Origin of the sequence: Streptomyces sp. NPDC056987 (genome assembly GCF_042673865.1) — a bacterium.
Taxonomy (GTDB): Bacteria; Actinomycetota; Actinomycetes; order Streptomycetales; family Streptomycetaceae; genus Streptomyces.
Window position 1 is genome coordinate 27,392 of the sequence record NZ_JBHURV010000062.1, and the last position, 15,176, is coordinate 42,567.

Consider the following 15,176-nt stretch of genomic DNA (forward strand, 5'->3'; position numbering starts at 1 on the left):
TTTTTTGTACTTCTTTTTCTTTTATCAAAAACAACACTCACAAAAAAAACAACACCAAAACTACCACCACCCGCAATCTCCCGCCGCCCCCCACCCCCCCCCCCCCGCTTCTCGTATGTCTGCCACGTCTTTCTCCCTGGCGGCCGGACCGGCGGACCGGCGGACCCCGTCAGGGGCCCGCCGGCGCGTCGGCTCAGCCGCGGCCCCGGCCGAGGGCCTTGCGCCCGCCGCCCGGCGGCAGCTCGGCGCGTGAGGGCTCCTTGCGCGGCGGCGCCGGGGGCGCCTTCTGCTCCAGCCGGAGCGCCAGCGCCGGACACCGCCGTACGGCGCGCTGTGCGGCACCCTGGAGGTGCACCGGGACATCGGTCTTGGCCGGCGTGGGGAAGCCGTCCGGGGTCATCCGGAACAGCTCGGGGAGGATGTCCGCGCACAGGCCGTGGCCCTGGCAGAGCGTCCAGTCGATGGCGAGCATGCCGCCACTGGGGATCGACTCGACCTCGTCCTGGTAGCCCTCGTTGGGCAGCGGCAGCACCCCGGTCGTCTCGCGTCCGCAGCCGCCGTTGAGCACATGCGCGGCGAGGTCGTCGGTGAACGCCGAGAGGGTGGAGGAGAAGAAGCGCGCGGAGCCGTCGGGGTGCTGGCACGCACCGCGCTTCTTGACGGACTGGGTGACCGCCCTGAGCGCCTCCAGGGCCGCCTGGCCGCCGCCGTTGATCACATCGGCCAGCCCGCTCGCCGCCGCCGGCAGACCGAGCCGGCAGGGGCCGCACTGACCGGCGGTCTCGGCCGCGAGCCAGTTTGCGACCCGTAGTGCCTCGCCCAGCGGGCAGGTCTCGGGGCCGATCGGGAGGATCGCGCCGGCGCCCAGCGCGCCGCCGAACGACTTGAAGGACTCCTTGGAGATCACCGCCTCGTGGGCGGCGATCGCGTCCATCCAGTTGCCGTGGTAGCCACCGGTCAGCACACCCTGGGGCATCGGCGGCGCGCCGGCCATCTGGAGGATGTAGCGCAGCGGCACGCCGGAGGGCGCCTCGATGACCATCGGCCGGGCGACCGCGCCGGAGAGGGTGAGCATGACCGTGCCGGGCTCGGTGTCGAGCCCGGTGTGGGCGTAGCGGCGGGCGCCGATCCGCGCGCCGATGGCGAGTTGGGCGAAGGTCTCCGCGTTCGAGAGCAGCGTGGGGAGGCCGCCGACGCCGGACTCCGCGGCACGCTCGCGGCGGCCCGGCGGCTTGGCGGGCCCGCCGTTGATCGCGCGGATCACGGACGACGCCTCACCCGAGACCATGCGCTCCGGCGTACGGACGACCTTCGCCCGCAGTTGCTGGCCGCGCCGGTCGGACAGCCCCCGCTCGGCGAGCGCCGCGCGGATCGAGACCTCGGTGGAGTTCCTGGTCACGGCGATGACCAGAGTGCGGGCGCCCAGTGCCTCCGCGGCCAGCAGCGCGCCGTCGAGGATGAGGTGCGGTGCCCGGTTGAGCATCACCGTGTCCTTGCGGCAGGGCGGTTCGCCCTCACTGCCGTTGACGACGACGACCGGCCGGACCCCGCGGCTGATCGCCGACTTGGCGACCGCCCGGAGTTTTCTGTGGAAGGGGAAGCCCGCGCCGCCGCGGCCGGTCAGGGATATGTTCTCGGCCAGCTGGGCCAGCCGCTCGCCGGTCATCGCCTCCAGCGGCCCGTGCACCTTGAGGTGCATGGGCAGGTCGAGACGCTCGACGAGATCGAATCCCTGGGTGAGCTGGGGGAGGCCGACGACACGGACCTCGGGGACATCGGGGAGAGGGGCATTCACGGACGGTCTCCTGCGGGTGCCTGCCAGGGTTCCCCGGCCGGGGGCGGATAGGGGGACGTGCCCGGTCCGGGCTGACCGGGTCCGGGCTGCCGCCGGCTGTCGTACGGCTGGCCGTCGTAGGCGGGTACGGAGCCGGTGTCGTACGGGGGAACCGCGCCTGTCCCGTACGCCGGGACGGAGCCCGTGTCGTACGTGGGGATGGCGCCGGTGTCGTACTGCGGAGCGGGGCCGTTGCCGTAGGGGGACGTGCCGTCGGGCCCGTAGGGGGAGCCGGTGCCGTACGCGGCCGCGGCTCCCGGATCGAACTGGGGGATGGCCCCGGTGTCGTACTGCGGGGGCTGCGGGCTCTGCGGGCCCTGAGGGGTCATCCCCGGGTTGTACTGGGGGATCGCACCGGTGTCGTACGGCTGGTTCTGGCCGGGGTTCTGGCCACCCTGGCCGGCTTGGTACGCCGGGATCGCCCCGGTGTCGTAGGGCTGGTTCTGGCCCGTGCCGTAGCCGGCGTTCGCCCCGGGGTACTGGGGGGTCGCGCCGGTGTCGTACGGCTGGTTCTGGCCCGGGTTCTGGCCGCCCTGGCCGCCGTCGTACGCCGGGATCGCCCCGGTGTCGTACGGGGTCGGCGGCGGCTGGGTGAACGCCTGGGCGGGCCGGGGCGGCGACGGGGCGGGCCAGGAGCCGGGAGGCCCGGCCAGTTCGTCCGTGATGACTGGCAGTTCCTCGGTCATGGGGATGCGCTCGGCGAACGGGACCTCCCCGCCCTGCTGACCACCGGCCGCGGGGGAACCGGAGGGCTGCGCGGGCATCCGGGCCGTCGCGTCCATGGACATGGCGCGATAGCCGGCGGAGATCCCGGTGCCGGTGTCCTGGCCCCGGTCGGCGGTTTCGTATCCGGGGAGCGGATTGCCCCGTGGCGCGACGAACGTGTCCGCCATGGGGTCACCGACCGCGAGCGGGTCCGCGGCCGGTGTGGCCTCGTACAGCGGCGGCGACGGGGCGGCGAGCCGCGGCGGCGTACGGCCCCCGCCGAGCGGCGCGGAGCGGGCCGAGGCCTCGACGGGGTCCTGCTGGGGCCTGGCCTTGTACTCGCGCTGCGGCGGGATGCCGCTGGCGCCGGGGAGCGGGGAGGCGGAGAGGTCGCGGAGCTTGGACGACTCCCTGTTCTCCATGTCGGCGCCCGTCATCGAGACGATCCGCTCGGCGACCTGCCGCTGGACGTGGCGGGGGAGCAGCCGCAGCGAGACGACGCAGGCGACGCCGATCATGACGACGGAATACATCACCGTGACGTAGGTGGCCGCGGGACGTCCTGTGAAGAGTCCGTGAATCATGGCGAAACACCACGACGGATAGGCCACCATGTGGATCGCCCGCCAGCGGGCGGCGTACTTGCCGGGGAGGGCGAAGACGCTGCGCAGGGCGCCGGTCGCGCCGGCCACGATCATCAGGAGCCCGGCGAGCGAGCCCATGCCGATGAGGCCGTTCGTACCGGAGATGCCCAGGCCGAAGGGGAGCAGGGCGCCGATCAGGGCGACCTTGCCCAGAGTGATCTTGATGGAGACATGCAGCAGCAGGAACCCGATCGCGGCGACGGCGGTCGCCCGATGGATGCCCTGGGCCAGGAGCCGCTGTCGCGGCGCGAGGAGCAGCCGGTCGGTGGCTATCAGACCCCAGACGACCGCCCCGGACATCGACAGCAGCGACAGCACGCCTGCGCCGAAGTCGATGAAGGCCTGGAAAGCGTCGCCTCCTACGACGGCGAGTAGTGGTACCAGTACCAGTGCTGCGGCGGTCGCGATCCCCTGGATCGCCCGGCTGTTGCCGGACTCCGGGTTGGGCGACGCGCCGGACTTGCTTAGAGGGTTCATAGGGGGCAACTCCGAAGGGCTCGGGAAAGCGGTCCCGCTGCCGCATGCTAAGTGGAGCCATACCGGGCAGTACCCCGTTTGAAGGTTTAGCCAGGTGAAGGTGAGTTATCCGACTCTGTTGTTGCCCGGATAGGTCCGATACGCGGAGTAAGGTTGACGGTTGAGCTTTGCCGTACGGTTACCTGCGGGGCGCCTTCGGTCCTCCCCGCGGGCGCTCGTGCGCGCGGAACGGGCACTGCGGTACCCTGACGCCATGCGTGCCGTACGCCTTCTGCTTAGCGGGCCGCGCTGACCAGTCCCGACCGATGACCGATCCGGTCGGAGTCAGCGCGGCGTCCCCTCCTGTGTGAGGGGCATTTTTCTTTCGCTGACCGGTGGACCGGTGCGGCCCTGTGCCGCCCGGTACGGCCGGCCCCCGCTGGCAGAGACGATCGATGGAGCTTCAGGACATCATGAGCGAGACGAATTCGGCTGCCGCTTCCGCCGCCGCCGCTTCCGCCGCTGCCGAGACGGCAGCGCCGCACCGCTACACCGCGGCCATGGCCGCGGACATCGAGGCGCGCTGGCAGGACTTCTGGGACACCGAGGGCACGTACGAGGCGCCGAACCCCACGGGTGAGCTGGCCGGCGATCCGGAGCTGGTCGCCCGGCCCAAGAAGTTCATCATGGACATGTTCCCCTACCCCTCGGGCAGCGGACTGCACGTGGGACACCCGCTGGGTTACATCGCCACCGACGTGTTCGCCCGCCACCAGCGCATGACCGGTCACAACGTCCTGCACACCCTGGGCTTCGATGCGTTCGGCCTGCCCGCGGAGCAGTACGCGGTCCAGACCGGCACGCATCCGCGGACCTCCACCGAGGCCAACATGGAGAACATGAAGGTCCAGCTCCGCAGGCTGGGCCTGGGCCACGACCGGCGGCGCTCCTTCGCGACGATCGACCCGGACTACTACAAGTGGACCCAGTGGATCTTCGTACAGATCTTCAACTCCTGGTACGACCCCGACGCGGACCGCGCACGCCCCGTCGACACGCTGGTGGCCCAGTTCGAGAGCGGGGAGCGCCCGACGCCCGACGGGCGCCCCTGGAGCGCGCTGAGCGCCCCCGAGCGGGCCGACGTCCTGGGTGGTTACCGGCTGGCGTACGCCTCCGACGCGCCCGTCAACTGGTGCCCCGGCCTGGGCACGGTGCTGGCCAACGAGGAAGTCACCGCCGACGGCCGCTCCGAGCGCGGCAACTTCCCGGTCTTCAAGGCGAAGCTGCGCCAGTGGAACATGCGCATCACCGCCTACGCCGACCGGCTGCTGAACGACCTGGACGCGCTGGACTGGCCCGAGGCCATCAAGCTCCAGCAGCGCAACTGGATCGGCCGCAGTGAGGGCGCGCGGGTCGACTTCCCGGTGTCGGACGCCGCCGGCGGCAGCGCCGCGATCACGGTCTTCACGACCCGTCAGGACACCCTGTTCGGCGCCACGTACATGGTGCTGGCGCCCGAGCACGACCTGGTGGAGAAGATCGTCCCGGCGGCCTGGCCCGAGGGGACCCACACGGTGTGGACGGGCGGTCACGCGACCCCCGCCGAGGCCGTCGCCGCGTACCGCAAGCAGGCCGCGGCCAAGTCCGACGTGGAGCGGCAGGCCGAGGCGAAGGACAAGACCGGGGTCTTCACCGGCGCCTACGCCACCAACCCGGTCAGCGGCGAGCGCGTCCCCGTCTTCATCGCCGACTACGTGCTGATGGGGTACGGCACCGGCGCGATCATGGCCGTACCGGCGCACGACAGCCGCGACTTCGCGTTCGCGCGCGCCTTCGAGCTGCCGATCCGCTGTGTCGTCGAGCCCTCGGACGACCGGGGCACCGACACCACCACGTGGGAAGACGCGTTCTCCTCGTACGAAGCGCCGCTCGTCAACTCGGCGAGTGCGGACCTCACCCTGGACGGCCTGCGCGTGGCCGAGGCCAAGGCGCGGATCACCGACTGGCTGGCCGCGCGCGGCATCGGTGAGGGCACGGTCAACTTCCGGCTGCGTGACTGGCTGTTCAGCCGGCAGCGCTACTGGGGCGAGCCCTTCCCGATCGTCTACGACGAGGACGGCACGGCGCACGCGCTGCCCGAGTCGATGCTGCCCCTGGAACTGCCGGAGGTCGACGACTACTCGCCCCGTACGTTCGACCCGGACGACGCGGACACCCAGCCGGAGACGCCGCTCTCGCGGAACGCGGAGTGGGTCGACGTCGAGCTGGACCTGGGCCGGGGCGAGGGCGTCAAGCGCTACCGCCGCGAGACCAACACCATGCCGAACTGGGCCGGTTCGTGCTGGTACGAGCTGCGCTACCTGGATCCGCACAACGACGAGAAGCTGGTCGACCCGGTCGTCGAGCAGTACTGGATGGGCCCGCGCGAGGGGCAGCCGCACGGCGGCGTCGACCTGTACGTGGGCGGCGCCGAGCACGCCGTGCTGCACCTGCTGTACGCGCGCTTCTGGTCGAAGGTGCTGTTCGACCTGGGACACGTCTCCTCGGCCGAGCCGTTCCACAAGCTCTACAACCAGGGCATGATCCAGGCGTTCGTCTACCGGGACAGCCGCGGCATCGCGGTGCCCGCGGCGGAGGTCGAGGAACGGGACGGCGGCTACTGGTACCAGGGCGAGAAGGTCGGCCGGGTCCTGGGCAAGATGGGCAAGTCCCTGAAGAACGCCGTCACCCCGGACGAGATCTTCACCGAGTACGGCGCGGACACGCTGCGGCTGTACGAGATGGCGATGGGCCCGCTGGACGTCTCGCGTCCGTGGGACACCCGCGCGGTGGTCGGCCAGTTCCGGCTGCTCCAGCGGCTGTGGCGCAACGTGGTGGACGAGGCGACCGGCGAGGTCACCGTCGTGGACACCGAGCCCGCCGACATCGACGTGGCCACCCTGCGCGCGCTGCACAAGGCGATCGACGGGGTCGTCCAGGACATGGCGGCGCTGCGCTTCAACACGGCCATCGCCAAGCTCACCGAGCTGAACAACCACCTGACCAAGACGGGTGCCCCGCTCCCGCGCGCGGTCGCCGAACCGCTGGTGCTGCTGATCGCGCCGCTCGCCCCGCATGTCGCCGAGGAACTGTGGCACCGGCTGGGGCACACCGACTCGGTCGTGCACCGGGACTTCCCGGTGGCGGACCCGGCGTACGTCGTGGACGAGGCCGTGACCTGCGTCGTGCAGGTCAAGGGCAAGGTCAAGGCGCGGCTGGAGGTCTCCCCGTCCATCTCGGACGAGGAGCTGGAGAAGCTGGCGCTGGGCGACGCGGGCGTGGTCGCGGCGCTGGGCGGCGCAGGCATCCGGAAGGTGATCGTCCGGGCGCCGAAGCTGGTGAACATCGTGCCCGCCTGATCGGATTCGGCCCGGGTACGGAGTGTGCGCCGGGCTGGTACACAGGGCTTTCCCCTACGGGCAGGTTGGGGGTTCCGAGGGAACCCACAGCCTGCCCGTTCCGTTTACGGTGGAGGAGACACGACCAACAGCGAAGGGGCGCTCATGGACGTCGCGATCACCATCATGGCGTTGCTCTTCGTCGCCTTCGTCGTACTGGGGGTGTACGCGTGCGTGAAGGCGGTCGGGGCCGCCAGACGGGGTGTCGACCGCACGATCACGCAGGCCCGCCGCACGGTGGAGGACACGGCCCTGCGGGCGAAGAGCCTGGGGCAGCCCGGCACGGCGGGAGAGCTGGCCCAGCTGCGGCTGAGACTGCGCACCTCGATGCGCGCCACGCAGGACGCACTCCAGGCGGGTGTGGTGGAGGACGCCTCGCTGACGGAGTCGATCGAGCTGTTCGAGCGGCTGAGCGTGCACGGCCGGGAGCTGGACGACGAGCTGCGCCAGCTGGAGCGGGACCCCGACCGGAGCAGGGTCGGGCAGCGGCTTTCCGAGGTGCGGGAGCGCACGGAGCGGATCACGCACTCCGCGGACTCGCTGCGCTGGGCCGCGCGGGACCGGGCGCGGAAGTTCGCCGAGGACGACCTCTCGTCGTTGAGCGCGCAGATCGATGTGGAGTCCGGCGCGCTGCGCCACTGGTCGGCGGAGCCCGCGCAGCCCGCCGCGCCGACGGGGCCGACCGGGTCGACAGCCTCGGACGCGTGGCCCGGGGACCGGGGAGCAGCCGGGGCAGGGAGCCGGCCCGCGCCGTCGTCCGCCCCCGAGGAGCGCCCCGAGGCCATCGAGCCGCCCGATCCGCGGCGCGGGACCACGTACCCCTGGCAGAAGCAGGCCAGGCCCGAGACCACGAACTGACCATGCGTCGGGCCGGATCCGATCATTGGGACGGGGCCGGGCTGCCGCCCCAGGAAGACGACGGGTAACCTCCGGCTCATGTCCCGCCATGTCGCGATCGTCACCGATTCCACGGCCTACTTGCCGCCGCAGACGATGGAACGGCACGGCATCACCGCGGTGCCGCTGACCGTGGTGCTCGGCGACCGCGCGCTGGAGGAGGGCACGGAGGTCTCGGCCCGTTCGGTGGCCCTGGCCCTCCAGAAGCGGCATTCGGTCACCACGTCACGGCCGAGCCCCGAGGTCTTCGCCGCCGCGTACCGCGCCGCGGCGGACGCCGGGGCGGACGGGATCGTCTCGCTGCATCTGTCGGCCGAGTTCTCCGGCACGTACGACGCTGCCGTGCTGGCCGCCAAGGACGCGCCCGTACCGGTACGGGTGGTGGACACCGGCATGGTGGCGATGGCGCTCGGGTTCTGCGCGCTGGCCGCGGCCGAGGCCGCGGCGGGTGACGGCACGCTCGACGACGCCGTGGCGGCCGCCGAGAAGCGGGCCGCGGGCACCACCGCGTATTTCTATGTCGACACGCTCGACTACCTACGCCGGGGCGGCCGGATCGGCGCCGCCCAGGCGCTGTTCGGCTCTGCGCTCGCCGTGAAGCCGCTGCTCCAACTCGACGGCGGGCGCATCGAACTGCTGGAGAAGGTGCGGACGGCGTCGAAGGCGATCGCGCGACTGGAGGAGATCGTCGCCGACCGGGCTGGCGCGGGCCCGGTGGACATCGCCGTGCACCATCTCGCGGCACCGGAACGGGCCGCGGCGCTCGCGGAGCGGCTGCGTGAGCGGCTTCCGGGGCTGGTGGAGCTGCATGTCAGCGAGGTCGGCGCGGTGATCGGGGCGCACACGGGACCGGGGCTGCTGGGGGCCGTGATCTCACCGCGCTGACGGGCCGCCGGGCCTGCCGGACCTGCCGGGCCTCAACTCTCGGCCGTAGTCGACTTTTCCCTCGTTCGGGTGGCCGAGTTTTCCACAACCGGCAGGTTTTCCACCGGAATTCGGGGTGCTCGGCGCGGCCGGGCGTGAGTGCCTACCGTTCTCGGCATGACTCTCCGAACACGCTCCGTGACCAGTGGCCCCGGCCGTTCCCCGGGCTCCGACGGCCGTGCCCGCCACGGCCGCGCCCGCCCCCGCGCGGCGGCCCGTATCGGGACGGCGGCCCGCGTCCGCGCGCACGCGGTGTCCACGCCGGCACCCGCCGAGGCATCCGTATCCGCGCCCGCGCCCGCGTCCCTGCCCATGTCCGCACCCGTACGGGCGCCTTCGCCCGTGCTCCCGCACTCCCCTCCGACGGAGCCGCGCCGCCGGGCGGACGCGCTCTTTCCGGCCGCTTCCGGGGGCGCCGTACCGGTGGCCGCTCCGGAGCCCTCGCCGCCTCCCAAGGCGGTTCGGGCGCGCGCGTGGACCGGGGTGCCGGCGGCGGTGCGTGAGCGGCTGCCGCTCTGGGTTCAGCTCCGGTGCGGTCTGGAGCCGAGGACGCTGGGCGCGCTCGCGGTGGTGCTGGTGGTGGCCGCCGGCCTCGCCGCTCAGCACTTCTGGACCGGGCGGCCGCAGCCCGTCCGCGCCCCCGACACGGTCCGTGCGGACGCGGCCGCCCCTGGTGGCACGGCCGAAGGCATCCCCGCGCCGCTGCCGGAGGCCGTCGTGGCCAAGCCACCGCCCGCGCCCGGGACGGCCCGGATCGTGGTGGACGTGGGCGGCAAGGTGCGGGAACCGGGCGTGCTGCGGCTGCCCGCCGGATCGCGGGTCGCCGACGCGCTGCACGCCGCCGGGGGTGTCGAGCCGGGCGCGGATCTCACCGGGCTGAACCGGGCCCGGCTGCTGATGGACGGCGAACAGGTGGTGGTCGACGGCCCCGCCCCGCCGGGCACGGTCCCGGGCGGCGGATCGGGTGGACCCGCCGGAGCCGGGGGAAGCGGCGGGGGAGCCACGGCCGGTGCCGGGTTCGGCGCGGGCCCCGGGGGACAGCCGCCCGGACCCATGAGCCTGAACATGGCCACACCGGACCAGCTCGACACGCTCCCCGGGGTCGGGCCCGTGCTGGCCGGGCACATCATCGACTACCGCACCCGGCACGGCGGATTCCGCTCCGTCGACGAGCTGCGCGAGGTCAACGGCATCGGTGACCGTAAGTTCGCCGACCTCCAGCCGCTCGTACTGCCATGACAGTCCCCCGTACGGGCATGACGCGCCCCGAGGTCCACCGAGCGGCTGGTCACCGCCTGGGAGCGGCGGCTCCGCGCGTGGAGGGCCCGGCCGATCTCCGGCTCGTGCCGCCCGCGCTGGCGGCGTGGGGCGCGGCGGCCCTGGCCGTGGGCGCCCCGGGCCGCTGGACCGTGCTCGGAGTGCTGGTCTGTCTGCTGGCCGGCGCGCTGCTCCTGGTCCGGTCGGGCGCCGCCGCCGGGCCCCGGCTGGCCGGGGTGGCCGCCGCGGGCGTGCTGTTCTGCGCCGCCGCGGGGGCCGCCTCCGCCGGGCTGGGCGCCGCGGACGCCCGGCGCGGGCCCGTCCCCGGCCTCGCCGAGCGATACGCCCCGATCACCGCCGAGTTGACGGTCACCTCCGACCCACGGGCCACGCACCCCAGGGGCGGGGGCGACCGGACCGCCGCGGGCGGCTTCGTCCTCGACGGGGAGATCACCCGGGTGACGGCGGCCCGTGGCGCCGCGACCGCGGTGCGTACGCCCGTGCTGGTGATCGTCCCGCCCGGTGAGCACCCCGGCCGCTGGCAGCGGCTGCTGCCGTCCACCCGGCTGCGGCTGTCCGGGCGGCTGGCGCCCCCGCTCCACGCGGACGACCGCTACGCGGCGGCCCTGCGCGTCACGGGCAAGGGCCCGCCGACCGTCACCGGGCCGCCCACCCGCGTGCAGCGCACGGCCGGAGCGCTCCGCGCCGGGCTGCGCGCGGCGACCGCGGAACTGCCGTCCGACGCGCGCGCCCTGCTGCCCGGACTCGTTGTCGGCGACACCGCACGCATCACGCCCGAACTCCACGACGCCTTCGCCGCCACCGACCTGCTGCACCTCATGGCCGTCTCCGGATCGAACCTGACCATCGTCCTCGTCCTGCTGATCGGCCCGCCGGGACTGGCGGTGCGGGCCGAACGCCGCGGGCTCGCCCCGCGGCTCGGGATCTCGCTGCGGACGACCGCGCTGCTCGGCGGAGCGCTCACCCTCGCGTTCGTGGTGGTCTGCCGACCGGAACCCAGCGTGCTGCGGGCCGCCGCCTGCGGGCTGATCACCCTCCTCGCCATCGGCACCGGCCGCCGCAGGACGCTGCTTCCCGCGCTGGCCGCGGCCGTCCTGCTGCTCGTGCTCCTCGACCCCTGGCTGGCCCGGAGCTACGGCTTCCTCCTCTCCGTACTGGCCACCGGGGCGCTGCTCACCATCGGCCCCCGCTGGGCCGGGGCGCTGACGCGGCGCGGGGTGCCGCCCAGGCTCGCGGAGGCACTGGCCGCCGCCGGGGCGGCCCAGGCCGTCTGCGCACCCGTGGTGGCCGTGTTCGCGGCCCGGGTCAGCCTCGTCGCCGTCCCCTGCAATCTCTTCGCGGAGCTGGCGGTCGCCCCGGCCACGATCCTCGGCTTCGCCGCGCTCGCCCTGGCCCCGGTGGCGCTGCCCGCCGCCGAGTTGGTGGCCCGGTGCGCGGGGTGGCCGGCGGGATGGATCGCCTCCGTCGCCCGCGGCGGCGCGGCGCTGCCGGGGGCCCAGACCGACTGGCCGGGCGGCTGGTGGGGCGGGACGCTGCTCGCCGTCCTCACCGTCCTCGTCGTGCTCGCCGCCCGGCGGATCCCGCGCCACCCCTGGACCGCCGCGCTCTGCGCCGTACTCCTGCTGCTCGCGATCGTGCGGCCCCCGCCCTTCACCCGGATCGTCACCGGCTGGCCGCCGCCGGGCTGGACATTCGCGATGTGCGACGTCGGCCAGGGAGACGCGACCGTGCTCGCCGCCGGGGACGGCGCCGCCGTGGTGGTGGACACCGGCCCCGACCCCGGGCCCGCCGACCGGTGTCTGCGGGACCTCGGCATCAGCCGCATCCCGCTGCTCCTGCTCACCCACTTCCACGCCGACCACGTGGCCGGGCTGCCCGGGGTGCTGCGCGGCCGGGCGGTCGGCGCGATCCAGACCACGACCTCGCCCCTCCCCCCGGACCAGGCCGCGTTCGTACGGCGCACCGCCGACGCGGCGCGGGTGCCCGTCGTCCGCGCCGTCCCGGGGGAGCGGCGCACCACCGGGCCGCTCGACTGGCGGGTGCTGTGGCCCCGGGCCGGGGTGGCACCGGCCGCGACCGAGCCCAACGACTCCAGCGTCACCCTGTTCGTGCGCGTGGCCCGGGGCCCCACGCTGCTGCTCCTGGGCGACCTCGAACCGCCCGCCCAGCGCGGCCTGTCGCGGGATCATCCGGGGCTGCCCCCGGTGGACGTCCTCAAGGTGGCCCACCACGGCTCGCCCCATCAACACCCGGGGCTGCTCAGGGACGTACGCCCGCGGCTGGCGCTGATCTCCGCGGGCCGGGACAACCCGTACGGCCATCCCGCGCCCCGTACCGTCGACGCGCTGCGCGCCGGGGGAGCGAAGGTGCTGCGCACCGACCGGGACGGGGCGATCGCGGTCGTGGGGGCCGGGGCCGGGCTGCGGGCCGTGCCCAGGGGACGGAACGGTGGTCCGTAAAGCTTGAGTTCTCTACTTGTCGGTACGTTTGCCTCGAACAGGGCAAGAGTGATCGAATGCCTATTCGTCATGGGTCGCCGTCCCGTTCGAGGCAGACGTACCGCCGCGCGGCCCCCGAGGAGAACGACCGCACAGGGGTACGTACACCATGATCAGCCGCCTTCTCGGCCGACGGACGGCCGCTCATCAGAAGCCCGACCCGTTCGCCGGACTCTCGGTGCCGCCCGGCGCCGGGCTGTTCACGTGCCGGGTCGTCGACCCGGTCGACGAGCCGGTCGGACAGGCCGAGTTCACGGTGAGCGACAGCAACGGCCGCAAGGTCGTGAGCGGGGAGACGGATCCGTTCGGGACCGTGGTGGCGATGGTCCCCTTCGGGGAGTACCGGCTGGCCATATCCGCCGACAGCTTCACCCCGTTCCGGGGCAATGTGACGGTCGGTGAGAGCGGCGCCTCCGGCGGTCCCGGCGACATCACGCTGCAGGTGGCCCCGTCGCTGCCGTTGCCCGCGCCCGGCGACTGGGAGATCGAACCGGCCCACTCCCGGATCGGTTTCATCGCCCGTCACATCGGGCTCGCCCGTGTCCACGGCCGCTTCGACAACTTCGCCGGGGCGATCAGGATCGGCGAGACGATGGAGCAGTCGGCGATGCACGTCGTCATCGGCGCCGCGTCGATCGACACGAGCGTGCAGATGCGCGACGACCATCTGCGCTCCGCCGACTTCCTCGACGTGGACAACTACCCGACGCTGGAGTTCTACAGCGACCGCTTCACCCACCGCGGTGGCAACAACTGGGGGATCACCGGCGCCCTCACCCTGCACGGCGTCACCCGCACGGTCACCCTCGACGCCCACTACCTGGGCCTGGGCAACGGCATGGAGGGCGAGACCCGCGCGGCGGTCCGAGCGAGCACGGAGCTGCACCGCGAGGACTACACCGTCAACTGGCAGTCGATGCTGGCCCGGGGCATCGCGGTCGTCGGCTCCAGCATCAAGATCGAGATGGATATCCAGATCGTGCCCAAGACCGCCCCCAAGGGCTGACCGGGCCGTTCTGCGCCGACCGGACCGTTCGCGGCTGGGAGAATGCGGCCGTGAGCGATGTGAGACACGTACTGGTGCTGCCCGACCGCGACGCGGCGGAGGAGGTGGCGCAGGCGCTCGGCGAGCGGTTCGCCGTGGCCGAGGAGCCCCAGCTCGTACGGGACGCCCTGGCCGGCGAGGACGACGCCGAGGACGCCCAGTGGCTGGTGGTCGTGGAGGACCCCGAGGCCCGGCTGGACGCCGGGGCGCTGGACACGTTCGTGGCCGGCTGGGACGGCTGGCGCGAGGCGCCGTAACCCGCCTCGACGACGCGTCTCCGCGCCCGCCGGTCCGCCTCCGGACGCGCGCCTCCGCTGTCGGTGGGGCGTGAGATCGTGGACCTCGATGGCCACCAGAAAAGCTTCTCCCGACGATCCGCTCGCCCCGCTCACCCTCGCCGTGGGCCAGGAGGACCTGCTGCTCGACCGCGCCGTGCAGCAGGTGGTCGCGGCGGCCCGCGCCGCCGACGCCGACACGGATGTCCGCGACCTCGCTTCCGACCAGCTCCAGCCCGGCACCCTGGCCGAGCTGACCAGCCCCTCGCTCTTCGCCGAGCGCAAGGTCGTGGTCGTACGGAACGCGCAGGACCTCTCCGCCGACACGATCAAGGACGTCAAGGCGTATCTCGACGCGCCGGCCGAGGAGATCACCCTCGTGCTGCTGCACGCGGGGGGCGCCAAGGGCAAGGGACTGCTGGACGCCGCCCGCAAGGCGGGCGCCCGCGAGGTCCCCTGCCCCAAGACGACCAAGCCCGCCGAGCGGCTGGGGTTCGTACGGTCGGAGTTCCGGGCGCTGGGCCGCTCGGCCACGCCGGAGGCGTGCCAGGCCCTCGTCGACGCGATCGGCAGCGATCTGCGCGAGCTGGCGAGCGCCGTCGCGCAGCTCGTGGCGGATGTCGAGGGGACGATCGACGAGGCGGTCGTCGCCCGGTACTACACCGGGCGCGCCGAGGCGTCCAGCTTCAATGTCGCCGACCGCGCCGTGGAGGGCCGGGCGGCCGACGCGCTGGAGGCGCTGCGCTGGTCACTGGCGACCGGTGTCGCCCCCGTACTGATCACCAGCGCCCTCGCGCAGGGCGTCCGGGCCATCGGCAAGCTCTCGTCGGCCCGTGGCGGCCGGCCCGCCGATCTCGCGCGGGAGCTGGGGATGCCGCCGTGGAAGATCGATCGGGTGCGCCAGCAGATGCGCGGCTGGACCCCGGACGGCGTGGCGGTCGCGCTGCGGGCCGTCGCGGAGGCGGACGCGGGCGTCAAGGGCGGCGGCGACGACCCGGAGTACGCGCTGGAGAAGGCCGTCGTCGCGATCGCCCGCGCGGCCCGCGCCGGTCGTCAGGGGTAGGTAGGGGCGGCCTCGGCGGCAGGGGCGGCCTCAGTGGGGTGCAGCGCCCCCGGAAGGCCCGTCGTCGGCTCTGGACCCGCCGCGGCCGGCCACGTCGAAGGCCCCGGACCGTCCTGGGAG

General features: G+C 73.5%; 10 protein-coding genes. 8 read left to right on the forward strand and 2 right to left on the reverse strand.

The window, feature by feature from the left end; translation table 11 throughout:
- Nucleotides 1–193: 193 nt before the first annotated feature.
- Together ACFTZC_RS39930 and ACFTZC_RS39935 are read right to left on the reverse strand one after the other, a co-directional pair.
- Complete coding sequence (locus ACFTZC_RS39930) at nucleotides 194–1,795, reverse strand: NADH-ubiquinone oxidoreductase-F iron-sulfur binding region domain-containing protein (RefSeq protein WP_365819066.1); 1,602 nt, start codon at nucleotides 1,793–1,795, stop codon at nucleotides 194–196.
- Nucleotides 1,792–3,660 carry a hypothetical protein gene (locus ACFTZC_RS39935; RefSeq protein WP_382898770.1) on the reverse strand — a complete coding sequence of 623 codons (1,869 nt, stop codon included), beginning with the start codon at nucleotides 3,658–3,660 and terminating at the stop codon, nucleotides 1,792–1,794. The genes ACFTZC_RS39930 and ACFTZC_RS39935 overlap by 4 nt, the downstream gene beginning before the upstream one ends.
- A 452-nt stretch (nucleotides 3,661–4,112) precedes the next feature.
- Between ACFTZC_RS39935 and leuS the strand changes: the two genes are divergently transcribed.
- From leuS to holA, 8 genes are all read left to right on the forward strand, one after another.
- A complete protein-coding gene (gene leuS / locus ACFTZC_RS39940; protein WP_382898772.1) occupies nucleotides 4,113–7,037 on the forward strand; it encodes a leucine--tRNA ligase in 2,925 nt (974 codons plus the stop codon).
- 144 nt (nucleotides 7,038–7,181) lie between these two features.
- On the forward strand, nucleotides 7,182–7,934 hold the full coding sequence (locus tag ACFTZC_RS39945) for a hypothetical protein (RefSeq protein ID WP_382898774.1): 753 nt from the start codon (nucleotides 7,182–7,184) through the stop codon (nucleotides 7,932–7,934).
- Between the two features lie 78 nt (nucleotides 7,935–8,012).
- Entirely contained in the window at nucleotides 8,013–8,858 is an 846-nt protein-coding gene (locus ACFTZC_RS39950; protein ID WP_382898776.1) for a DegV family protein, read from the forward strand.
- A gap of 156 nt (nucleotides 8,859–9,014) precedes the next feature.
- A complete protein-coding gene (locus tag ACFTZC_RS39955; RefSeq protein ID WP_382898778.1) occupies nucleotides 9,015–10,136 on the forward strand; it encodes a helix-hairpin-helix domain-containing protein in 1,122 nt (373 codons plus the stop codon).
- Between the two features lie 17 nt (nucleotides 10,137–10,153).
- Nucleotides 10,154–12,634: a ComEC/Rec2 family competence protein gene (locus tag ACFTZC_RS39960; RefSeq protein WP_382898791.1), complete on the forward strand. Its 2,481-nt coding sequence runs from the start codon at nucleotides 10,154–10,156 to the stop codon at nucleotides 12,632–12,634.
- Between the two features lie 148 nt (nucleotides 12,635–12,782).
- A complete protein-coding gene (locus ACFTZC_RS39965; protein ID WP_382898780.1) occupies nucleotides 12,783–13,679 on the forward strand; it encodes a YceI family protein in 897 nt (298 codons plus the stop codon).
- A gap of 50 nt (nucleotides 13,680–13,729) precedes the next feature.
- Nucleotides 13,730–13,975, forward strand: coding sequence for a hypothetical protein (locus ACFTZC_RS39970; protein WP_382898782.1), 246 nt, complete (start codon nucleotides 13,730–13,732; stop codon nucleotides 13,973–13,975).
- 88 nt (nucleotides 13,976–14,063) lie between these two features.
- Nucleotides 14,064–15,056, forward strand: coding sequence for a DNA polymerase III subunit delta (holA, locus tag ACFTZC_RS39975; protein ID WP_382898783.1), 993 nt, complete (start codon nucleotides 14,064–14,066; stop codon nucleotides 15,054–15,056).
- Nucleotides 15,057–15,176: the final 120 nt, after the last annotated feature.